Below are 23,625 nucleotides of genomic sequence, written 5' to 3'. Positions count from 1 at the left end.
ATCTAACAATTAAGGATATTTTATACTTTTATTTTACAGATGAACAATATTAGCAAACAATGGAACGATAATGTCCACTACTACCGAGATGATTACCACCGCGATTGCGGCCATGGATCCTTGAACCTCACCGAGTTCTAGGGCTTTGGCGGAACCCATCGTATGTCCTGCAGTTCCAAGTCCTAGTCCAATTCCAATGGGATTCTTAAGGTGGAATAGTTTGATGATCCAATCACCCAGTGCATAAATGATGACAGCGTTTAGGATACATGCCATGGCGGTAATGGCCGGTACTCCATGAATTCCTTGAGCAATTGGCATTGCAACAGCAGTAGTAGCTGCTTGGGGAAGCATGGACGCAATTTCTGATTTGTTCAGTCCAATTAATTTGGATACAAAGTACATGATGATAACGGAAATAGTTAGACCGATGATTAACGATAAAATGATTTCAAACCAATATTTCTTCACAATGTCATTTCGTTTGAACAAAGGAACCGCGAAGGCAATTGTAGTGGGGAAGAGGAACCAAAAAATAATGTCACCACCTGGCTTGTAGAGGTTGGTGTAGATCCAGGTGACATTCACGCCAGTGGCTTTGCTCATTAACCACAGGACAAAGATTCCTAGTACCATCCCAACGAATAATGGTTGAAAAAGGAAAAATCCGTTAAACTTTTTAAATAAAAATGATCCAATTAGGTAAACTACCAACGACAGAGCGATTCCAAACATTGGATTACCCAAAAATTTTAATAATTCAGCTTGCATATGGTTTTACTCCTTATCAAGATCTTCTTTTTTACCGAAAATTTTATTACGGGCCCAGATGAGAAAGGTAGCAACTAATGCTACCGATACTAGCATGACAACCGTTGAGATAATGATCATAATCACTAATTTCACTCCCGAATGTTTCATGATGTCTAGGGAGGCGGCAAGTTGAATTCCAGAGGGGACAAACAGGAATCCTAGAATGCCAATGAAAAAGGAACCCACTTTCTCTACCTGTTCTGGTTTAATGATTTTAAAAGTAAGTAGAAGGTACAAGATGACTAATCCAATTACTGGAGTGGGAACCGGGAAGTTGGCTGGAAAGAGTGCTGAAATTAAACTTGACACGAATAAAATGACTCCAAAGATTCCAAGTTGGGTTAGCAGTGGAGCGGCCTCCTTGGTTGTTTCTTTTTTGTTGTTCATGTTTTACTCCTTTCAAAAGCATGTGATTAATTTAGCTATTTCTATATTTAATATCATATATGAAATTAATTAAAAAACAAACTAAAATTTTAAATTGGATCATTAGATTTAATTATCATTAAATTGTCGAAGGTAACCTTGTGTTTATTATTTTCCATTTGTATAATTAAAGATAAATTAGTTGGGAAAGGCGTTGTCAATTGAAATTTGAAATATTCGTCTGTTTGTTTGCGACGACCATTATGTCAGCGGTCTTAACCCCGTTTATTAGGATTTTAGCATTCAAGATTGGCGCCATCGATAAACCGAATAAGAGACGTGTCAACAAGATTCCAATGCCTACTTTAGGTGGTTTGGCGATTTTGATTGCTTACACCGTTACAACCTGCGTGTTTTTACGCAATCAGATTCCGTCGAGTAAGCTATGGGGAATTCTTGGTGGAGAATTAATTATCGTCATGACTGGAATTATCGATGATATTTTTGTCTTAAAACCGAGACAAAAGGTCATTGGAATTTCGTTAGCGGCGTTGTGGGTTTACATTTTTGCTGGAATTCAGGTAAGTTCGGTTACGCTCCCAGTATTAGGTAACATCCAGTTGGGATGGTTGAGCCTACCTTTGACCTGGATTTGGATCTTAGGTATTACTAATTCGATTAATTTAATTGATGGCCTTGACGGTCTGGCAACGGGAGTGGCAATTATTGCACTGACCACGATGGGGATCATTGCGTTATTTTTTTTGAACGTCGATAACATCTATGTTTCCATTATGATCTTTACCTTTGCGGCCGCCTGTTTAGGGTTTTTGCCGTACAACTTTTTCCCAGCCAGAATTTATCTAGGTGATACGGGATCACTACTAATTGGATTCATGATCTCGGTGTTTTCGTTACAGGGTTTAAAAAACGCGACCTTCATCTCCGTTATTATTCCCGTGGTTATTCTGGGTGTTCCCATTTCGGATACGGCCTACGCAATCTTACGACGATTGCTTAACAAACAACCAATTTCTCACGCTGACAAACATCACTTACACCATCGATTAATGCAGATCGGTTTAACCCATCGCCAAACGGTGCTAGTGATTTATGGAATTGCGTTAATCTTTGCGTTTATTTCTCTACTGTATCCATTGTCAAGTTTTTGGGGTTCGATCTTACTAACCGTGGCAACCTTGATCGGTATCGAGCTTTTTGTCGAAGCCATCGGTTTAGTCGGGAAAAATCGGCAACCGTTGCTGAACCTGATTAAGCGGGTGGTTACTGGAACTACCAGTAAATCAAATCATGAAATTGAAGTCACTAAAATGAAGGCTAAAAATAAAGCCAAACAAAATAATAAAAAGGAGTAACCCGTGGTTACTCCTTTTTATTTGGATGATAGGGACTTTCGAAGTATGATTCCTGACCAATTTTGAATTGAACATCACCTGCAAGTAAGTTGGTGACCTGGTTCTCAAATTTTGAAACGGAGTCACTAATAACGGCCGTTTCAACTTGGACGTCAGTTCCATAATTAGTTTTGTAAACCTGTAATCCATTTTGCTTAAGAAAGTATTGCAGTTGTTCGTTTAACTTATAAGATACGGAAACGGTGATCCCGGTTTTCAGTGTCATCTGACTAATGCCACTCTTTTCCATGACATCTGAAGCCGAGTTACTGTATGCACGAATTAATCCACCGGCGCCCAGTTTGATGCCTCCAAAGTACCTTGTTACCACCACGGCAGTATTATGAAGGTTCATATTCTTAATGGCATCAAGAATTGGCACTCCAGCGGTACCACTGGGTTCACCGTTATCACTTTCACGTTGAATACTGTCAGTGGCACCCACGACGTAGGCAAAACAGTTATGAGTGGCCTTTTTATTTTGATCTTTAATCTTGGTAATAAATTGTTGAGCTTCAGCTTCGGTCGTAACCCGATCGACGTGAGCGATGAATTTTGATTTTTTGATGACAAGCTCGTTACTGTCAACTTGTTTGATGGTTAGAAAAGAATTTTTCATTGCGATATTCCTATTCTGCGTATTTTAGATCGGAGGGGATACTGATGATTAAAGATCGAACAGACCTAATGGGAAGATTCATTCCCGATGTTTTAGTTGATCATTTACTTCTAAGTGATCCGTTACTTGAGTTTACTTCAGCAGTAGTGGTTAATAAAACTAGTATTCATTGTAACCGATGTGGTTTTAATTGTGAAAAGACGAAGTGTAAACTTCCTAATGGGATTTTTTATTGTCCGAATTGTATTGAAATGGGAAGAATTGATACCAGCATGAAGTTAGTAACCGTACCTGAGGCAAATGATTTTATGATCCCACCGGAAATCCTGACCTGGAAGGGTCACCTGACGGCATTTCAAAGGGATTGTGCTAGTAAAATCATTACATCCGTTCAACATCATCGGAATCATTTATTGTGGGCCGTGACCGGAGCGGGGAAGACGGAGATGCTATTCCCAGTCTTAAAGTGGGCAATTGAGCATCAAAAACGAATCGCGATTGCATCTCCCAGAGTTGACGTATGTTCTGAACTATATCCCCGCTTACAGGCAGCCTTTTCTAATCTAGATATGGTTTTATTGCATGGTAAAAGTAAGGAACAATATCGATATTGTCAACTAACAATCTGTACCACTCATCAGTTGATGCGTTTCTTTCACACTTTTGATCTATTAATAATTGATGAAGTCGATGCCTTTCCCTTTGTCGCAAATGTCAACCTTAAATTTGCGGTTACTCATGCCCGAAAGCGTGATGGTCAGACTATCATGTTAAGTGCCACGCCGGGAATAAAACTAAGAGAAAAAGTGATTAAAGAACATGGGGATGTTAGTTATCTGCCGTTGCGTTTTCATGGTCATCTTTTGCCACAGATTAAGGTTCATCTTTCAAGGAATTGGCGGATGAAACTAACTAAAAAGAAATTACCTAAGATTTTGATTAAAATGTGTCAGCATAACATTGCCATTGGAAGAAGGTTTTTGTTATTTGTTCCTCAAATCAAAGACTTAGCGGTGATTGATCAGATCCTACAGAAGGAACTGAGGGGGAAGAAGGCCTGGGACTGTGTTTATTCAGCTGATAGTGAACGAATGGCGAAAGTTCAGGCCATGCGAGATCACGATGTTTTATTCTTAATTACCACCACCATTTTGGAGCGTGGGGTGACCTTTCCTGATATTGATGTCATGGTCCTTGGAGCGGACGACCCGGTCTTCTCCACGTCTTCATTAGTTCAAATTGCTGGAAGAGTTGGGCGAAAGAAAACGAGACCCACTGGAAACGTGGATTTTTTCGTCGGAAGTTATTCTCGGAGAATTAAAAGGGCTCAAGCAGAAATTACGATCATGAATCGAAAGGGGAAGCAATTAAAAGATGGCAAATAAATGCTTATGGTGTAAGCAAACAATCAGTCAAGAGCTAAGGGTTTCTTTTATCATGAGCTTTAAGCCCTATGTTGCGGTTCTTATGTGTGAAAAGTGTCGACAACTTTTTTCACCCATTGATCAAGCGACGGCATGCCCAGGTTGTGGTAGAAGGCAGAAGCAGCCACGATTATGTGAAGATTGCCAAATTTGGCAAACTAGGCATGAGCCGCAATTATCTAATCATGCACTATTCCCGTATGCTACGGTGCAGGAATACATGAGTCGGTATAAATTTCAGGGAGATTATGAACTACGAAAATTATTTCAAAAGCAGTTTCAAAGCTTTATTTTGGCATCTACATCTGGAGCACTGATTGTTCCCATCCCGATCAGTGAGAAGACGTTTGCGGTGAGAAAGTTTAATCAGGTTGAGGGATGGTTAGAAGGGATGTCTTATCAAAGGATGCTAGATGCTGAATCACGGGATGGATTACCGCAGTCTAAAAAAGACAAACGGGAACGAATGCAATTAAAACAACCCTTTTCAGTTCGAAATGCTTGGGAGGGGCGCCTTAAAAATCGGTCAATTTGTCTAATTGACGATGTCTATACTACTGGGACCACTTTACATTTAGCAGCAGACCTTTTATATTCATATGGAGCTAAAAACGTCTCAAGCATTACGTTTGCGCGTTAGTATTAATTGTTATTTAATAGATTAAAATTTATAATAATGATAGAAGGTTCGTTTGATATATTTGACGCTAAACGTAGGAGAGATCAAGATGCTTGAAACTAAACTAAGAGGTGATGACGTTGAAATCACCAGTGATCTACGTGATTACATTAATCAACACATTAAAACAATTGACGAACGGTTCAATATGAACATTCAGGGTACAGCTCATGTTGACCTGATGAACTACTCAAACGAACGAATTAAAGCGGAAATCACAATTGTGCTTCCAAACTTTTTATTGCGCGGGGAAGGGAATTCGAACGATACTCATAAAAGCATCGACATCGCCGTTCATGATATTAAGCAACAAATTGATACGTATGGGTCGAAGGTCAATGAAGAATTAACCGAACACGGTAAGAATTTAGCATTTAAGGATCCTAGGAGTCAGATAACTGAATCTAAAATTGTTAGAAAGAAACGAGTCCCCTTACAAAAAATGACGGCCGAGGAAGCCATTATTCAAATGAATTTAATTGGTCACGACTTTTTTGTTTACATTGACGTTAGTGATGATCGGACTGACATCGTTTATCGTCGCCACGATGGTGATTATGGATTAATTAAGACAGATCGATAGGTAGAAGGAAGCAGAAATGAGATATTTCTGTTTTTTTGTGGTGAGTTTTTAATTGATTTGATAAAATGTTAAAATGAAAAAATAGACTAAGAATTCGAGCAACAAAAGCGGTTTAGACACTAGAGGAGAAATTAATCAATGGCAACAAACCTTTTAAAGAAATGGGTTGAAAGTGATAAAAGCGAACTCAAACGATTAGGTAAGCTCGCCGATAAAGTCAGCTCATACTCAGAACAGTATCGAAAATTAGATGATAAAGAATTACAAGCTAAAACTCCAGAATTTAAGCAACGTTACCAAAACGGAGAAAGTTTAGATGACCTGTTACCAGAAGCCTTTGCGGTAGCACGTGAAGGTGCTAGACGAGTACTTGGATTAAACCCGTTTAGAGTACAAATTATGGGTGGAATTGTTCTTCATGAAGGGAACATTGCTGAAATGAAGACTGGTGAAGGTAAAACGTTAACTGCTACCATGCCAGTTTATTTGAATGCTCTTTCAGGAAAGGGTGTTCATGTTGTTACCGTTAATGAATATTTATCACAACGTGATGCAACCGAAATGGGTCAGTTGTATAACTGGCTCGGTTTGAGTGTTGGGGTAAACTCAGCTGATAAGAATCCCGAAGAAAAGCGGGCCGCTTATAACAGTGACATTACTTATTCCACTAATAGTGAAATTGGATTTGACTACTTAAGAGATAACATGGTGGTTTACAAAGAAGATCGGGTTCAACGACCACTGAACTTTGCAATTGTTGATGAAGTTGATTCAATCTTGATTGATGAAGCTAGAACCCCATTGATTATTTCTGGTGAAGCTCGTGGATCTAATAAGTTATATATGCAGGCTGATAAGTTTGCTAAGACGCTCAATCCTAAGACGGATTTCAAGGTTGACCTTGAAACGAAGACCGTTTCCCTTAAAGACGTTGGAATTGAAAAGGCTGAGAAGTATTTCAATTTGAATAACCTTTATGACACTGGCAATACGGCTTTGACCCACCATTTGGATCAAGCTTTACGAGCTAATTATGTAATGGAGAAAGATAAAGACTACGTGGTTTCAAACGATGAGGTCTTAATTGTTGATTCGTTTACTGGAAGAATCATGGAGGGCCGTCGTTTTTCAGATGGTCTGCACCAAGCCCTTGAAGCTAAAGAGGGTGTTACGATTCAAGAAGAAAGTAAGACGATGGCAAACATCACTTACCAGAACTTGTTTAGACAATACAACAAATTAGCCGGAATGACGGGAACTGCCAAGACTGAACAAGATGAATTCAGAGAAATCTACAACATGGACGTTATTGCGGTTCCAACTAACAAACCGGTGGTTAGAATCGACGAACCCGATGTTTTGTACCCTAGTTTGGAATCAAAGTTTGACGCTGTGGTTGATAAGATTAAGAGTTTACACAAACGTGGCCAACCGATCCTAATTGGAACCGTTGCGGTGGAAACTTCTGAATATTTGTCAAAACGACTTGATGAAGAACACATTCCGCACGTGGTTTTGAATGCGAAGAATCATGCTAAAGAAGCGGATATCGTTGCTAATGCGGGTCAAAAGGGCGCCGTTACAATTGCGACCAACATGGCTGGTCGTGGAACCGACATTAAGCTTGGACCTGGGGTTGTTAAGCTCGGTGGATTAGCTGTGATTGGTACCGAACGACATGAATCACGAAGAATTGATAATCAGCTTCGGGGTCGTTCCGGAAGACAAGGAGATCCTGGTTATTCACAATTTTACCTTTCGCTTGAAGATGATCTGATGCGTCGTTTCGGTTCAGACAAGGTTAAAAATATTCTTGATTCGATGAAGGTTGAAGGTGATGATGCGGTGATCAGAAGTCACATGATCACTAAACAAGTTGAGTCGGCGCAAAAGCGAGTTGAAGGTAATAACTATGATTCCCGAAAGAACGTTTTAAAGTACGATGATGTTATGCGACAACAACGTGATGTGATCTATGGTGAACGTAGTCAGGTAATTGACGAGAATAAGTCACTAAAATGGGTTATTATGCCAATGATCAAACGAACGGTCAACCGAATCGTTGACTTGCACACCCAGGGTGATCAAAAGAAGTGGGATCTACAGACCATTCTTGACTTCGCCATTAATTCACTGGTAAGTCCCGATCAGATTAGTATTGATGATTTGAAGGGTAAATCCAGTGATCAAATTAAGGATTACTTATTAGGATTGGTTAACACTGAATACAAGAACAAGGAGCAGGAACTTCAAGATCCCGATCAAATGTTGGAATTTGAAAAAGTGGTTGTTCTTCGAGTGGTTGATTCTCATTGGACTGATCACATTGATTCAATGGACCAGTTGCGAGAATCAATTGGACTTCGTGGATACGGTCAGTTAAATCCGTTAGTTGAATATCAACGAGAAGGATTTAGAATGTTTGAAGAAATGGTTTCAGACATTGATTATGACGTAACCAGATTGTTCATGAAGGCTGAAATTAGACAAAACATGGAAAGATAGTTTTAAAGCGGAGGACTCTAGTGGTCTCCGTTTTTTAATCTTTAGGAGTACATTATGGAATTAAGCGAAGCACGCGGACAAGTAGAAAAGATTGAACAAGCCATCAATGGCTTTAGGGGGTCGCTTTGACCTTGATCAGTTAAATGAGGATATCTCCGTTAACGAGGCCAAAATGACTGAACCGGGTTTTTGGGATGATCAAAGAAAAGCCCAAAAATTGATTGATGAAAATAATCGATTAAAATTAAAGTATGATAATTTTAACTCACTAGTTAAGAAGGTTGATGATTTAAAGGTAAACCTAGAACTTCTGGAAGAATCTGATGACGCTGACTTGGAAAAAGAGTTTAATGATGAACTAAGTGAGACCCAGAAGGAACTTGATAGTTATCGACTAAGCCTCCTTTTGAATGGGAAGTATGATGAAAATAATGCCATCGTTGAGATTCATCCGGGAGCAGGTGGGACCGAATCGCAGGATTGGGGATCAATGTTATTTCGGATGTATGAGCGATGGGCTGAGCAAAATGGATTTTCGGTTTCTGTCGAAGATTATCAACCTGGCGATGTTGCTGGAATTAACAGTGTGACCTTTTTGGTCACGGGTCCCAATGCTTATGGATATCTGAAATCTGAGAAGGGTGTTCACCGTTTAGTACGAATTTCTCCATTTGATTCGGCTGGAAGACGACATACTTCGTTTGCATCCGTTGATGTGATGCCAGAACTTGATGATACCGTAAGCGTGGATATTAATCCCGAAGACTTGCGAGTAGATGTTTTTCGATCCAGTGGTGCTGGTGGGCAACACATTAACAAAACCTCCTCAGCTGTACGGATTACCCATCTGCCAACGGGAATTGTGACATCAAGTCAGGCTCAACGGTCACAATTACAGAATAGAGTTACCGCGATGAATATGTTAAAATCAAAGTTGTACGAACGTGAACAAGAGAAAAAAGAAGCAGAGAAGGCCAAGATTGAGGGTAAGCAGCTTGATATTGGTTGGGGTTCACAAATCCGGTCTTATGTTTTTCATCCCTACACGATGGTTAAAGATCATCGGACCAACTACGAAACCGGAAATGGTCAAGCGGTGATGGACGGAGATTTAAATCCGTTTATCAACGCCTACTTGCAGTGGAATTTAAAACAAAAGAACCCAAAATAACGAAAAAGGAAGTTCATTATGTCAGTTGCGACTAATATTTTGTTTTTTGTATTTATGCCAGTGTTTTGGTTTGCGCTTATTCGAGTTTTCTTCGTTTATAATCGAAGAGTTAACCGGGAGCGGAGATTGTTTGAGAGTGCCATTAATCCCAAGTTTCATGAGGGATGGGTTTTTCTGAAATCGTTAATTGTCCTAGGAATCGTGGGGTCGCTTTTGACCGCTCTAGTGGGAGTCGAAACATCTCTAAATTGGATTTTGCTTTATGAGTTAATCGTTGCCATTAGTTTACTGATTCCGTGGATATTGGTTCCAACCTTCCTTTTGTTTGGGGCGGTTTTGATGGGAGTCTTTTTCAATGATTATTCCATCCCAATGATTAAAGGAGGAGACATTGCCGGTGCCATTAACGTCAATGCGTCTCGTTCGGCTAACTTTCTGGCCCTCATTACAATTATGTTGATTTTAATGTTTATCTTCTTGAAGATGAACGGTAAGACCATTAATTCACCGCAGGTAGCAAAGAACCGACGAGGGAATCGAGTGGCATCGTATGGATTTAATGAGTTGGCGGTTTTTCCGTTAGTATTGTTAATTCCCGGTAAACTCATTGAGACCGTTATTCCCATGTGGCCAGTTTTCAACATTTTTGGTGCACACGTAACGTTTTTGGTGGTTCCATTTTTGATTGGATTCCGCCTTAAATTTATCAATCACTTACCAAATGAATTAATGCCAAGGATTTCAAACGCCATTGGTAAACTGGCGCTTCTTGCCATTGTATTAACGGCAATCGCTTACTTCTTTAGAAATAGTTATTATGTCATTTTCGCCATTATCTTGTTAGCCATTGTCTACGCTTTAATTATTTACCATTTCCATCGTGTGGATCGAAAGACTGGTAGCCAAATTAGTCAAGCGGTTGATGGGATTCGAATCATTGGCATTAAGCCTAATACTCCAGCTGACAAAATGGGGCTTAAGACAGGTGACTTGATTATTGAGGTTAACAACATGGCCGTTAACTCAGAGAGTCAGTTGTACCAAGCCTTGCAGGATGATCCGACCTTTGTACATATGAAGGTTAAGAATCGTCACAATCAGTTAGAAATTAAAGAGACAGCCATTTACGATGGTTCGCCTCATGAAATCGGAATTGAAATGTTTCAAAATAACTAAGTGGAAGCACTCATTACGGGTGCTTCTTTTATTTTGGGCGAAATTAAGAACCGCCTAAAGCAGACTTGATTGTGTTAGAATTAAGTAAATTAATTTTATTTGGAGGTAAGTCCAATGGCTCAGAGTGTAACAGTAGCTGATTTAGTAAAGAACACTCATCTTAGCGTTTTTTGGGGTCGTGAGTATTTAGATCGCCCCATTACCACTAGTGACATTTCACGTCCAGGGCTTGAATTAACCGGGTATTTTAATTATTATCCAGCCAAACGAATTCAAATTTTTGGAATCACTGAAACCTCATTTGCTAAGGGAATGAGTGATGAAGAATTAAAAGAAGTAATGACTAAAATGTGTCAACCTGAAACGCCTGCATTCGTCATTTCTACTCAACTAGAACCACCTGAGCAGTTAGTTGCAGCCGCAAAGAAGGCGCACATTCCGATCCTTGGATCGAAGCTCACCACTTCGAGAATTTTGAGTAACATGACAACTTATCTAGAAGCTAAGTTGGCGGAACGAAAGTCGATTCATGGAGTCTTAGTCGAAGTATATGGACTAGGAGTTTTAATTACTGGTGACTCCGGGATTGGTAAGAGTGAAACGGCCCTTGAACTGGTTAAGCGGGGTCACCGTTTGATTGCTGATGATCGAGTTGAAGTCTACCAGCAAGATGAACAGACCTTGATTGGTCAGGCACCCAAGATTCTTAATCACTTGTTAGAGATTCGTGGAATCGGAATTATTGATGTGATGAACCTGTTTGGGGCTGGAGCGGTTCGCTCCCAGTCCAAGGTGGATTTAATCGTTCATCTTGATCAATGGAACAAGGATACGAAGTATGATCGCCTTGGGACTGATCGGGAAACTACCCGGATTTTTGACGTTGATTTGAAGAAATTAACGATCCCGGTTAAGCCTGGTCGAAACTTGGCAATCATCATTGAAACTGCTGCGATGAACTTCCGGGCTCGTTCCATGGGTTATGATGCAACCAAGGTCTTTGATGAGAATTTAAATGAATTAATCAAAGAAAATGCCACTAAGAATGACAAAGAACAAAAGTATCAAAAGCAGGAAGAAGAACAAAACAAACAAGATATTAGTAAAGATGCTAATAAGGATCCTGAATAGGAGTGAAAGTTGTGTTTAGCATATTAGCATTAAATCCAGTGGCAATTCATCTCGGACCGATTGCGGTTCACTGGTACGGAATCTTCATTGCTGCGGCCGTTCTGATTGCCGTTTACCTGTCAATGAAAGAAGCTAAACGACAGCATTTAAATGAAGACATCTTGTATGACATGATCTTATGGGCCATCCCAATTGCCATTATTTCAGCGCGGATCTACTACGTTGTTTTTCAATGGGGATACTATCAACACCATTTAGATGAGATTGTTCAAATTTGGGATGGTGGAATTGCCATTTATGGGGCTCTGATTGGAGCTGGACTGTTTATTTGGTGGTTCTGTTTTAAACACCATTTATCGGTGTGGCAGATTCTGGACATTGCTGCACCAACCGTTATCATGGCCCAGGGAATTGGTCGTTGGGGTAATTTCATGAACCAAGAGGCATTTGGCGCGGTTACTTCACTTCATTTTTTGCAACATTTACATTTACCAAGCTTGATCATTAACCAGATGTTTATCAGTGGTGCTTATCGCCAACCCACTTTTCTGTATGAATCGTTATGGGACTTATCCGGGTTTGCACTTTTGATGATCATGAGACATGCACCGCAGTTCTTTAAGCGTGGTGAAATCTTTTTAAGTTACGTAATGTGGTACTCGTTTGGGCGCTTCTTTACCGAGGGAATGCGAACTGATAGTTTGATGTTATTTGGTGGAATTCGAGTTTCACAGTTACTGTCGATTGTATTATTCGTGGTGGCCCTAATTGTCTTGATTTACCGAAGAAAAAATGATCAATTAGTTTGGTACTATAATATTTAATTTGTAGGAGAGAATAGAAAATAATGACAGAAAAAATTGCAGTACTTGGTGCCGGATCGTGGGGCAGCATGCTGGCTGATATTTTAGTTGAAAATGGTCACGAAGTTCGAGTTTGGTCAAAAAGTAAGGAACAGGTGGACGAACTAAACACCAAGCATACCAATTCTCATTACATCAAGGATTTTACCTTTCCAACCAAGATGAAAGCCTATGCGGATATGAGTGAGGCACTTGATGGAGTTGATGACATCCTGTTCATCGTTCCGTCGCAAGCGACTCGATCAGTGGCAAGACAAGCTAACGAAGTTTTGAATCAAATGAACATTAAGCCCTATATCATTCATGGTAGTAAGGGCATTGAAAAGGGATCCTACGATCGAATGTCGCAGGTCCTTCAAGAAGAAATTGATGAAAAGAATCGCAAATCGATTTCAGTAATTTCTGGACCAAGTCAGGCTGAAGACGTTGCCAGAAGAGATATTACATTGGTAACTGCTGCTAGTGATGACATGCCCTCAGCTGAACATTTTCAAAAATTATTTATGAATGATTACTTCAGGGTTTACACCAACAACGACATTATTGGTGTTGAAATTGGTGGGGCTTTGAAAAATATTATTGCACTTGGAGCTGGAGCCTTGGTTGGTTTAGGCTACGGCGACAACGCTAAAGCCGCTTTGATGACCCGTGGTATTGCGGAAATATCACGTTTAGGTGTATCATTTGGTGCGGACCCATTAACTTTTAGTGGACTTTCTGGTTTAGGTGATGTCATTGTCACCGCTACCAGTTCTGATTCACGTAATTGGCGAGCTGGTTATCAGCTTGGTCAAGGTAAGAAGTTAGATGACGTTGTAAAAGACATGGGCATGGTAATCGAAGGGATTGCCACTAACCAAGCTGCATATGAATTATCTAAACAACGTGGGGTTGAGATGCCCATTACGTCCGCAATTCATGCAGTAATCAATGATGAAGAAACCGTTTCGGACGCTATTTCGAACCTCATGGCTCGAGAAGGTCGTTCAGAACAGGTTTAATTCTAAAAGGGGTATATAAGAAGATGAAAAAAGTAACTAAAGCTGTTATTCCAGCCGCTGGCTTAGGAACAAGATTTTTACCTGAAACTAAGGCACTTCCAAAGGAAATGCTACCAATCGTTGATATTCCAACCATTCAATACATTGTTGAGGAAGCCAAGGCTTCTGGCATTAAAGATATTGTGATTGTGATTGGTAAAGGTAAGCGTGCGATTGAAGATCATTTCGATTCAAACGTAATGCTTGAAGAGAACCTTGAAAAAAAGGGTAAGGAAAAGATGCTCAAGTCAATTCAAAAAACGAATGATATGAACATCTACTTTATCAGACAATCATATCCACGCGGATTAGGTGATGCTGTTCTGACAGCAAAGAGTTTCATTGGCAACGATCCCTTCGTTGTAATGCTTGGTGATGATTTAATGGAGGATACTACTCCTCTCACTAAGCAGTTAATGAATAGTTACGAAAAAACCGGGGCTTCTACCCTTGCAGTAATGAAGGTTCCCCACAAAGAAACATCTAAATACGGAGTAATCGACCCCGTTAGTGAAGTTTCTGATGGACTATACAACGTACGTAATTTCGTTGAAAAGCCAGATCCAAAGGATGCTCCAAGTGATTTAGCCATTATTGGACGTTATCTTTTGACACCCCAGATTTTTGATGTTTTGGAACACACCAAACCTGGTAAGGGTAACGAAATTCAATTGACAGATGCCATTAACACTTTAAATCAAACCCAGAGTGTGTTTGCTCACGAGTTTAAGGGTGATCGTTACGATACAGGTAACAAACTGAGTTGGCTTGAAACTAACATTACCTTCGGGTTGAAGCATCCTGAAATTGAACAGGAATTACGTGAATATATTAAAAAACTTGGTCAAAAATTGACTAAGGAAGATGAACAACAAAAGAATTAATTGAGATGCCGGCACTAGTCGGCATTTTTTATTTGTGAGTATAAAGATTAAACATTTAATTCAATTTATGATAATATAATTTTGTACAATTGATATTAGTTAAGGAGGTTTTTGGTTATGAAAATTAAATTAGGTGGACTACCAGTATCATGGTTAATGGGCAATGATCAACCCAAAGTAGGAGACTATCTACCACAGTTTACGGTGAAGAATGCTGATGGTAAGGATGTTACAACCAATGATTTAAAGGGTCAGACAACTTTGATTAGTGTTGTTCCTAACCTGAAGACAAAGGTATGTAGTTTAGAAACCGCACGTTTTAACCAAGAGGCATCAAAGTTTGAGGGAGTTAAATTCATTACAATTTCCAATAATCCCATTGAATTTCAAAAGAATTGGTGTGCAGCTCATGGTGTTAACAACATGGAAATTCTATCAGATTTCAATGGCTCATTCGGAAAAGCAATGCACTTATATATCCCGGCATTTGGCCATTTGGCTCGGGTAGTTTACTTGGTAAATCCTGAAGGCAAAATTTTGTATTGCCAAGCTGTTCCTGAAATCACCCACCAACCAAACTATGAACCAGTTCTTGACGAATTAAAGAAAGTAACAAACAATAAATAATGATTGAGGTGATAAAATGGCAAAACAATATGATGTAATCGTAATCGGTGCTGGTCCAGCTGGAATGACGGCAGCACTGTATGCATCACGTGCCGAACTATCAGTATTAATGCTTGATCGCGGAATCTATGGTGGTCAAATGAATAATACCGCCGAAATTGAAAATTATCCTGGATTTAAATCAGTTTTAGGACCCGATTTATCCAAGAAAATGTACGATGGTAGTACTCAATTTGGTGCTGAATATGGTTATGGAACCGTTACTGGCATTGATATTGATGGTGATAAACGAATCGTTAGAACCGAAGATGGCGACTATGAAGCTCCTTCTGTAATTATTGGATCAGGCTCTGAGTACAAAAAGCTTGGTGTTCCTGGTGAACAAGAATACAGTGGAAAGGGTGTTTCGTACTGTGCCGTTTGTGATGGTGCGTTCTTTAAGGGTGAAGACGTTGTCGTTGTCGGTGGTGGTGATTCAGCCATTGAGGAAGCAACTTATTTGTCCAATATTGTAAAGCACGTCACGGTTATTCACCGTCGAGATCAACTTCGGGCTCAAAAGATTCTTCAAAAGCGTGCTTTTGACAAAGATAACATTGACTTTGTTTGGAACACCAATGTGACCGAGATCAAGGGTGATAATCAAAAGGTAACTGGCGTTGAAGTGAAGAACAACAAGACCGGTGAAACTTCTTCAATTAAAGCCTCAGGTGTCTTTATTTACGTTGGAATCCTTCCAATGACGGATGCCTTTAAGAACTTAGGCATTACTGATGAAAGTGGTTGGATTGACACTGATGATGAGATGAAGACTAAAATTCCTGGAATCTTCGCAATTGGCGATGTTCGAAAGAAGCATCTTCGGCAGATTACCACTGCCGTTGGTGACGGTGGTACTGCCGGTCAGGGCGTTTTCAATTATGTTGAAGGACTCAAAACTAAAAAGTAATTAAAAAGTGCGGAATTAATTCCGCACTTTTTGTATGGTGAACGAACTGGTCTAATTACTTTGCGAAAGTATGTTCGTATGCTAGAATTATTATAAGTAATGGGAGAAAGTTAAAACTTTCTCCTTTTTTTCCGAGTTTAAGAAGAGGTGCCAATAATGATTAAAAAAACGAATAATAATTTTGATCTGGTCTCAAAATTTACTCCTACTGGTGATCAGCCTGAAGCAATTAAAGAACTGACTCAGGGGATTAAAAATGGTGATCGGGATCAAGTCCTTTTGGGTGCAACTGGAACCGGTAAAACCTACACGATGGCAAATGTCATTAAAAACATTAATAAACCTACGCTGGTTTTATCTCATAATAAGACTTTAGCCGGACAACTTTACAGTGAGTTAAAACAGTTATTCCCTAATAATGCGGTGGAATACTTTGTTAGTTACTATGACTTTTATCAACCTGAGGCTTACGTTCCTTCAAGTGATACCTACATTGAAAAGGATGCTTCCATTAATGATGAAATTGATCAATTGCGTCATGCCGCTACCAGTGCGTTACTAGAACGAAATGATGTGATTGTCGTTGCCTCGGTTTCTTCAATCTTCGGATTAGGAAGCCCGAAAGAGTATCAGGATCACACCGTGTCGTTGCACGTTGGACAACAACTAGAGCGCGATGTCTTTTTGCGTCAGTTGGTTAACATTCAATTTGATCGAAACGACATTGATTTTCAGCGTGGTCGTTTTCGTGTTCATGGTGATGTTGTGGAAGTCTTTCCGGCTTCTCGAAATGAACATGCTTATCGCATTGAATTTTTTGGTGATGAAATTGATCGGATTACCGAAGTGGATACGTTAACGGGAGAAGTCATTGGTGAACGTAAACAAATTACGATTTTCCCTGCAACTCATTTCTTGACCAATAAAGAAACGATGGACGTGGCACTCCCTGAGATTAAGGATGAAATGGTAAAGCAGGTTGCTGACTTTGAGAAGAAGGGCAAGTTACTAGAAGCTCAACGACTGAAACAGAGAACTACTTATGACATCGAAATGATGCGAGAAATGGGCTATACAACGGGAATTGAAAATTATTCTCGTTACATGGACCGCAGAAAGCCAGGAGAGGCTCCGTATACGCTGCTGGATTTCTTCCCCAAAGATTACCTGATGTTTATTGATGAATCACATCGAACAATTCCTCAAATTGGTGGGATGTTTAACGGTGATAAAGCTCGTAAACAACAGTTAATTGATTATGGATTCAGATTACCAAGCGCACTTGATAATCGTCCTCTCAAGTTACCTGAATTTGAAAAACGAGTCAATCAGGTCGTTTACATGTCCGCTACTCCTGGACCGTATGAAGAAGAAAAGACCGATCACGTGGTCCAACAAATCATTCGTCCTACGGGGTTACTAGATCCAACCGTTGAAGTGCGTCCTACTAAAGACCAGATGGATGATTTAGTGGGTGAGATCAATAAACGCGTTAAAAATCATGAGCGAACTTTTGTGACAACTTTGACTAAAAAGATGGCTGAAGATTTGACTGACTATCTTAAGGATCTAGGAATCAAAGTTAAATATCTGCACAGTGATATTAAGACCCTAGAAAGAACGCAAATTCTCCGTGATCTGCGTTTAGGTAAATTTGATGTTTTAGTTGGAATTAATCTGTTGCGAGAGGGAATTGATGTTCCCGAAACTTCTTTGATTGCCATCTTAGATGCTGATAAGGAAGGCTTCCTGCGTGATAAGCGTTCGCTGGTTCAAACCATCGGACGTGCTGCACGAAATTCGCACGGACATGTTATTATGTACGCGGATAACGTCACCGATTCAATGAAGTACGCAATGGACGAAACTGCTCGTCGTCGTTCCATTCAAATGAAGTACAATAAGGAACACAACATTACACCAAAGACCATCATTAAACCAATTCCTAAAGCAATTTCTGCTTACAAGCAGGGTGAAAAGAATAATGATGATAATACCAATGGTAGTTTCGTTGAATCTGACTTTGATCAAATGAGTGCCAAGGATCAAAAAGAAATGATTGGTAACTTGGAGGATGAGATGAGAGCTGCTGCAAAGAAGCTTGATTTCGAACAAGCTGCTAATTTAAGAGATACTGTTATGCAATTGAAAGGTGAAAAAAAGAAAAAGTGAGGTGATTAGATGGCAAATGATGTGATTCGCATCAAGGGAGCTCGTGAACATAATCTAAAGGACGTCAACGTTGATGTACCTAAGAATAAGATGGTTGTCATGACCGGACTTTCAGGATCAGGGAAGAGTTCTTTAGCGTTTGACACTTTGTATGCTGAGGGTCAGCGCCGTTACGTCCAAAGTCTTTCTTCGTACGCTCGCCAATTTTTAGGCCAAATGGATAAGCCTGACGTTGATTCAATTGAGGGGCTTAGTCCGGCCATCTCGATTGACCAGAAAACTACCTCTAAGAATCCACGTTCAACCGTCGGAACCGTTACTGAGATTAACGATTACCTGCGTTTACTGTGGGCGAGAGTTGGAACTCCGATCTGTCCAAACGATGGAACTGTCATTACCAGTCAATCGGTGGATCAGATGATTGACGAAATCATGGCTCTACCCGAACGAACCAAGCTCCAGATCATGTCACCGGTCGTCAGAGATAAAAAGGGACAGCACAAAAAGGTTTTTGAAAGAATTAAACGCGAAGGCTTTGTGCGAGTTCGGGTTGACGGAGAAATTCATGATGCAACCGAGGACTTTAATTTAGATAAAAACAAACGTCACAACATTGATGTAGTGGTCGATCGGATCGTTGTCAGAAACGGAATTAATTCCCGATTATCTGATTCACTCGAAACGGCCCTTCGGTTAAGTGATGGTTATGCAATTGCTGATTTTTTGGGTAAACGAGATCCAATGGTCTTTTCAGAACATTATTCTTGTCCCATTTGTGGCTTTACCGTAGGAAAATTAGAACCACGACTATTCTCGTTCAATGCTCCATATGGTGCATGTCCAGAATGTGATGGTCTCGGAGTTAAACTCGAAGTTGATAATGATTTGGTGGTTCCAGATCCCGATAAAACCCTTAATGATGGTGCAATTGAGCCATGGAATCCCATTAGTTCTAAGTATTATCCCGCTATGTTGGAACAGGCATGTACGGCTTTTGGGATTGATATGGATACCCCATATCGGAAATTGCTGAAAAAGCAACGTGATCTATTGATGAATGGTTCCAACGGAAAAACCTTCCATTTTCATTACAAGAGTGATTTTGGTGGTGTTCGTGATGTTGACGCTCCCTTTGAGGGTGTGATTAACAACGTTGAACGTCGTTATCATGAAACTAATAGTAATTTCACGCGGGAACAAATGGAAAAATACATGACAGAATTGACCTGTCAAACGTGTCATGGTTATCGTTTAAACGAAAAGGCTCTGGCAGTCAAAATTAACGGCAAACACATCGGTGAAGTGTCTGATATGAACATTGCTGATGAACGTCAATTCTTTAGTAAACTTACTTTTGGGGAACAAGATACTGTTGTTGCCCATCCCATTATTAAAGAAATTTGTGATCGACTCGAATTTCTAGAAAACGTTGGGTTAAATTATCTAACTTTGTCAAGATCAGCTCGAACCCTTTCTGGTGGAGAGGCACAAAGAATTCGGCTTGCCACCCAAATTGGTTCTAACCTATCAGGAATTTTGTATGTCCTAGATGAACCATCAATTGGTCTTCATCAACGGGATAACGATCGTTTAATTAAATCACTGAAGAAAATGCGTGATTTAGGGAATACCCTCGTGATTGTTGAACATGATTCGGACACCATGCGGTCCGCTGATTACTTAATCGACGTGGGACCAGGTGCCGGTGAAAATGGTGGTAAGATTGTTGCTACTGGAACTCCTGAAGAAGTGGCCCAAAATCCGAAGTCACTGACGGGACAGTATTTGTCAGGTAAAAAATTTATTCCGGTTCCGTTGAAACGCCGGAAGGGGAATGGAAAGAACGTAACCCTGAAGGGTGCTCAAGAAAACAATTTAAAGGATATTACCGTTAAATTTCCATTAGGAAAATTCGACGTAGTTACCGGAGTCTCTGGATCTGGGAAATCGACTTTAGTGAACGATATTTTAAAGCGTGCCTTAGCACAGAAACTAAATCATAATTCTGAAAAGCCCGGTAAGTATAAATCAATCACGGGATGGAAGAACATCGAAAAACTAGTTAGCATTGATCAGAGCCCAATTGGTCGGACACCGCGAAGTAATCCCGCTACATACACGGGGGTCTTTGATGATATTCGGGGGTTATTTGCCGAAACCAATGAAGCAAAACTACGTGGTTATAAAAAGGGCCGCTTCAGTTTTAACATCAAAGGTGGTCGTTGTGAGACCTGTCATGGTGACGGAATTTTGAAGATTGAGATGAACTTTTTGCCTGATGTCTACGTTCCTTGTGAAGTTTGTCATGGGAAACGATATAATTCTGAGACCCTTGAGATCCAGTATAAGGGTAAAAATATTGCTGAAGTCCTTGATATGACTGTTAACGAATCGCTTGAATTCTTTAAGGCGATTCCGAAGATCACCCGGAAGTTACAAACCATTGCGGATGTGGGACTAGGATACGTCAAGTTAGGGCAACCAGCTAATACCTTGTCAGGTGGTGAAGCTCAACGAATGAAGTTAGCTTCAGAACTATACAAGCGTTCCACTGGAAACAATTTCTATATTCTTGATGAACCTACCACTGGTCTTCATACAGATGATATTAAACGCTTGATTGGGGTACTATCTCAGTTAGTTGATAAGGGAAATACCGTTTTAATCATTGAACACAATTTGAATGTGATTAAAGAAGCTGATCATGTGATTGATCTAGGACCTGAAGGTGGAGCTGCCGGTGGATACGTTGTCGGTACTGGCACTCCTGAACAGATTGTCAAACTAAAAAATAGTTATACAGGCGAATATTTAAAGCCCGTTTTAGAACGTGATACGAAGCGAACTATCGCAGCTGAAAAACAACCAAAGTAGATGTGGTAAGATATAGTTGTAATAAACTATTGGAGGTCATATTTATGATGAACGAAGGTAAAGAATGGGGATTTGATTGGTTTGAATGCCTGTTTGGAGTCGTATTATTGTTGGCTGCCGTATTAATGTTCTTTCATCCTACTGGTAGTGCTGCAGCACTCGCTGTTATCTTTGCGATTGTTGCGCTAGTAGCAGGAGTAAAGTCCATTTGGGTTTACCGGAAGCTAAGTCAAGAAATTGGTTATCGGAGTTTTACGATGCTGATTGGTGGTGCCATTGAGATTTTACTGGCACTTCTCTTCTTGTTTAAGATTCATGCTGGGATCTTTACCATTGGAATTTTATTCGCGGTTTGGATTTTGGTCTACTCAATCTGTCAACTAATTGTGGTTGATCACGTTAGAAAGTTTAATGGTGGTATCTTCTGGACCTCACTAATTTTCGATCTCATTACACTATTCTTAGGATTTTTCTTGTTGTTAGATCCTAACTTAGCTGCCAAAGTTTTGGCCGTAATTATTGGGATCGTACTATTGGTTGCTGGAATCAATATGATTATGTTGGCATTTGTTCACAGATTATAAAGTAAAAAAGACATTTGAATATATCAAATGTCTTTTTTGATAAAAACTATTAAGAAGTGATCCAGTGGGGAAGTCTTTGCTAGTTATTATTTTCCAACCATGATATTATTATATTGATTAATCAAACAATATTAGGAGGGTCATTATGAAGAATTTACTTTTAGGTTTTAGTTTAGGTGCAAACATTGTTTTAGGCTACTTAGTACTTGAAGATCGTTACGATTTAGACGATATTGCTGATCGTGTCGATAACTTGAGCGATGTAGCTGAAGGCAAAGCACAACAAATTAAAGGTGCTTTATCGGGTGACACCATTGATAAGATCAAAGGTGATTTACAAAGCGGTAAAGGTAACTTAAAGAACAAAGCCCAAGATGTTAAAGATGACATCGACAGTGACCTCGATAACGAATAAAGAATTAACTAAAAAGGCAACTTGCTGAATTTCAGCAAGTTGCCTTTTTGTTTGATACTAAATCAATTATTAGTCGATATTTTCTCGTCTAACGACACAAGTCCCTTCAGGGACTTGGAAGTCTTTTTGAATTAAAGTGAGCTTTCCGGTTTCGGCATCACGAGAATAAAGACTAGCATTATCACTATTTTGGTTAGTAACGATGAACATGGATTCGTCTTCACTGAAGTTAAAGTCTCGAGGGAATTCACCTTCGCTTGAGATCAATTGAATCCGTCTTAAGTCACCGTTTGGTTTGATCTTAAAGACTGCAATTGAATCATTTCCACGGTTGGAGACGTAGACAAAGCGCTTGTCTTTAGAAACCTTAATTCCGGCTGCTCCGTTGTGGCTTTCCCAGTCGTCAGGAATGGTGGAAATAATTTGTTGAATTGTGAATAAGCCGGCTTCTTCGTTATAGTCAATTACGGCCACTTTACTGCTTAATTCGCCAACGAGGTAACCCTTTCCAGTTCTGGGCACGAAGGTAATGTTTCGTGGTCCAAAGCCAGGATGGGTATTGATTTCACTGACAAGGCTTAACTTACCTTGATCGGAAACATCATAAAGGTAAACTCGATCAAGTCCCAAGTCACAGACAACTAACCGGTCATCTGGAGTAAGGTTAGCGTAGTGAGGGTGTGGTCCGTCAGCTTGTTCTGGAAGTGGGCCAGGGATTCCGTTGTCATGAGCACGATCAGTTAGTTTGAGTGTGCCATCTGATTGAATCTTGTAAACACTGGCGTGCCCCATGTGGTAATTGGCAGTGAAAACAAACTGTCGTCTTTCGTCGATGGAAACAAAAGCAGCTGAAGTTCCCTTCTCGATGCATTCCTGCATTTCCTTGGCGGGAATGGTCTTGCCATCGAACGTAGCTACTCCGCCTCGTAGTTCAGGTTCTTCCATGTTTCTGTCAACTGAGTAGATCTTGTGGGCCTTCGACTCTGCAAGGTATGTAGGGCTTCCAATTTCCGCTACCAGTTGGGTGTTTTGCAGTTGTTTCTTGTCGGTATCTAATTCAATTTGATAGATTCCTTGACTTGCATTAATGGTGTAAGTTCCAATTAAAAATTTTTCAATCATGGTCTCAAATTCCTCCTAATGTATACGGTTTCATTATGCCACAAATGTCTCTGTTTTGCAGTTTAAATTTGACTTTATTTGGGTAAATTTAAGCTTTTAGGAATGAATCATAAAATTGTGGGCGATTACTTAATTAACCCAATTCTATTGACGTGAAAGCTGAACGGTGTAAACTGTTGGAAATTTCACTAATTGATTCAAAGTGAAATTAAT

General features: G+C 39.9%; 21 protein-coding genes. 17 read left to right on the top strand and 4 right to left on the bottom strand.

Translation table 11 applies throughout. The features are described 5' to 3' along the window. Positions 1-33: 33 nt before the first annotated feature. Positions 34-771, bottom strand: coding sequence for an antiholin-like protein LrgB (gene lrgB / locus LfDm3_RS04555; protein ID WP_039144514.1), 738 nt, complete (start codon positions 769-771; stop codon positions 34-36). 6 nt (positions 772-777) lie between these two features. Further along, positions 778-1,200 carry a CidA/LrgA family protein gene (locus LfDm3_RS04550; RefSeq protein ID WP_039144512.1) on the bottom strand — a complete coding sequence of 141 codons (423 nt, stop codon included), beginning with the start codon at positions 1,198-1,200 and terminating at the stop codon, positions 778-780. Positions 1,201-1,400: 200 nt separating this feature from the next. On the opposite strand from LfDm3_RS04550, the gene LfDm3_RS04545 reads away from it, so the two are divergent. After that, positions 1,401-2,555: a glycosyltransferase family 4 protein gene (locus LfDm3_RS04545; RefSeq protein ID WP_082019971.1), complete on the top strand. Its 1,155-nt coding sequence runs from the start codon at positions 1,401-1,403 to the stop codon at positions 2,553-2,555. A gap of 7 nt (positions 2,556-2,562) precedes the next feature. Here the strand turns inward: LfDm3_RS04545 and LfDm3_RS04540 are convergent, their stop codons facing one another. After that, on the bottom strand, positions 2,563-3,213 hold the full coding sequence (locus LfDm3_RS04540) for a YigZ family protein (protein ID WP_039144510.1): 651 nt from the start codon (positions 3,211-3,213) through the stop codon (positions 2,563-2,565). Positions 3,214-3,257: 44 nt separating this feature from the next. Between LfDm3_RS04540 and LfDm3_RS04535 the strand changes: the two genes are divergently transcribed. The 16 genes from LfDm3_RS04535 to LfDm3_RS04460 all read left to right on the top strand — a co-directional run bounded on the left by LfDm3_RS04535 (position 3,258) and on the right by LfDm3_RS04460 (position 22,290). Continuing rightward, the gene (locus tag LfDm3_RS04535; protein ID WP_082019970.1) at positions 3,258-4,598 is read left to right on the top strand and encodes a DEAD/DEAH box helicase; all 1,341 of its coding nucleotides are present in this window, start codon (positions 3,258-3,260) and stop codon (positions 4,596-4,598) included. Between the two features lie 52 nt (positions 4,599-4,650). Next, the gene (locus LfDm3_RS04530) at positions 4,651-5,277 is read left to right on the top strand and encodes a phosphoribosyltransferase family protein (protein ID WP_156112357.1); all 627 of its coding nucleotides are present in this window, start codon (positions 4,651-4,653) and stop codon (positions 5,275-5,277) included. Positions 5,278-5,365: 88 nt separating this feature from the next. Further along, entirely contained in the window at positions 5,366-5,899 is a 534-nt protein-coding gene (gene hpf / locus LfDm3_RS04525; RefSeq protein WP_039144505.1) for a ribosome hibernation-promoting factor, HPF/YfiA family, read from the top strand. A 138-nt stretch (positions 5,900-6,037) separates the two neighbouring features. Beyond that, positions 6,038-8,404 carry a preprotein translocase subunit SecA gene (gene secA / locus LfDm3_RS04520; RefSeq protein ID WP_039144502.1) on the top strand — a complete coding sequence of 789 codons (2,367 nt, stop codon included), beginning with the start codon at positions 6,038-6,040 and terminating at the stop codon, positions 8,402-8,404. Positions 8,405-8,458: 54 nt separating this feature from the next. Beyond that, positions 8,459-9,575 (top strand): peptide chain release factor 2 gene (gene prfB, locus LfDm3_RS04515; RefSeq protein WP_156112356.1). Its coding sequence is split into 2 segments (ribosomal slippage): positions 8,459-8,530 and positions 8,532-9,575, totalling 1,116 coding nucleotides; the frame shifts between segments, so codons are not numbered across the junction. 18 nt (positions 9,576-9,593) lie between these two features. Continuing rightward, positions 9,594-10,751, top strand: a complete 1,158-nt coding sequence (locus tag LfDm3_RS04510) for a PDZ domain-containing protein (RefSeq protein WP_039144499.1) — start codon at positions 9,594-9,596, stop codon at positions 10,749-10,751. A gap of 114 nt (positions 10,752-10,865) precedes the next feature. Then, entirely contained in the window at positions 10,866-11,882 is a 1,017-nt protein-coding gene (gene hprK / locus LfDm3_RS04505) for an HPr(Ser) kinase/phosphatase (protein ID WP_010021834.1), read from the top strand. Between the two features lie 2 nt (positions 11,883-11,884). Continuing rightward, positions 11,885-12,706 (top strand): prolipoprotein diacylglyceryl transferase, encoded by an 822-nt coding sequence (gene lgt, locus LfDm3_RS04500; protein ID WP_039144497.1) that lies wholly within the window; start codon positions 11,885-11,887, stop codon positions 12,704-12,706. A 23-nt stretch (positions 12,707-12,729) separates the two neighbouring features. Continuing rightward, the gene (locus LfDm3_RS04495) at positions 12,730-13,746 is read left to right on the top strand and encodes an NAD(P)H-dependent glycerol-3-phosphate dehydrogenase (protein WP_039144495.1); all 1,017 of its coding nucleotides are present in this window, start codon (positions 12,730-12,732) and stop codon (positions 13,744-13,746) included. Positions 13,747-13,769: 23 nt separating this feature from the next. Further along, positions 13,770-14,669 (top strand): UTP--glucose-1-phosphate uridylyltransferase GalU, encoded by a 900-nt coding sequence (gene galU, locus LfDm3_RS04490; RefSeq protein WP_039144494.1) that lies wholly within the window; start codon positions 13,770-13,772, stop codon positions 14,667-14,669. A 117-nt stretch (positions 14,670-14,786) separates the two neighbouring features. After that, the gene (tpx, locus tag LfDm3_RS04485; RefSeq protein ID WP_039144489.1) at positions 14,787-15,296 is read left to right on the top strand and encodes a thiol peroxidase; all 510 of its coding nucleotides are present in this window, start codon (positions 14,787-14,789) and stop codon (positions 15,294-15,296) included. Between the two features lie 16 nt (positions 15,297-15,312). Beyond that, a complete protein-coding gene (trxB, locus tag LfDm3_RS04480) occupies positions 15,313-16,245 on the top strand; it encodes a thioredoxin-disulfide reductase (RefSeq protein ID WP_039144486.1) in 933 nt (310 codons plus the stop codon). A 156-nt stretch (positions 16,246-16,401) separates the two neighbouring features. Further along, complete coding sequence (uvrB, locus tag LfDm3_RS04475; protein WP_010021844.1) at positions 16,402-18,417, top strand: excinuclease ABC subunit UvrB; 2,016 nt, start codon at positions 16,402-16,404, stop codon at positions 18,415-18,417. Between the two features lie 9 nt (positions 18,418-18,426). Next, a complete protein-coding gene (gene uvrA / locus LfDm3_RS04470; RefSeq protein WP_039144483.1) occupies positions 18,427-21,291 on the top strand; it encodes an excinuclease ABC subunit UvrA in 2,865 nt (954 codons plus the stop codon). 44 nt (positions 21,292-21,335) lie between these two features. Beyond that, a complete protein-coding gene (locus LfDm3_RS04465) occupies positions 21,336-21,875 on the top strand; it encodes an HdeD family acid-resistance protein (RefSeq protein WP_039144479.1) in 540 nt (179 codons plus the stop codon). A 145-nt stretch (positions 21,876-22,020) separates the two neighbouring features. After that, on the top strand, positions 22,021-22,290 hold the full coding sequence (locus LfDm3_RS04460) for a CsbD family protein (RefSeq protein WP_010021852.1): 270 nt from the start codon (positions 22,021-22,023) through the stop codon (positions 22,288-22,290). Positions 22,291-22,359: 69 nt separating this feature from the next. Here the strand turns inward: LfDm3_RS04460 and LfDm3_RS04455 are convergent, their stop codons facing one another. Continuing rightward, positions 22,360-23,412 (bottom strand): lactonase family protein, encoded by a 1,053-nt coding sequence (locus tag LfDm3_RS04455; RefSeq protein ID WP_039144477.1) that lies wholly within the window; start codon positions 23,410-23,412, stop codon positions 22,360-22,362. Positions 23,413-23,625: the final 213 nt, after the last annotated feature.

The sequence above is a fragment of the Fructilactobacillus fructivorans genome (assembly GCF_000814735.1).
GTDB classification, from domain to species: Bacteria; Bacillota; Bacilli; order Lactobacillales; family Lactobacillaceae; genus Fructilactobacillus; species Fructilactobacillus fructivorans.
This window is presented reverse-complemented; position numbering and strand designations above follow the sequence as displayed.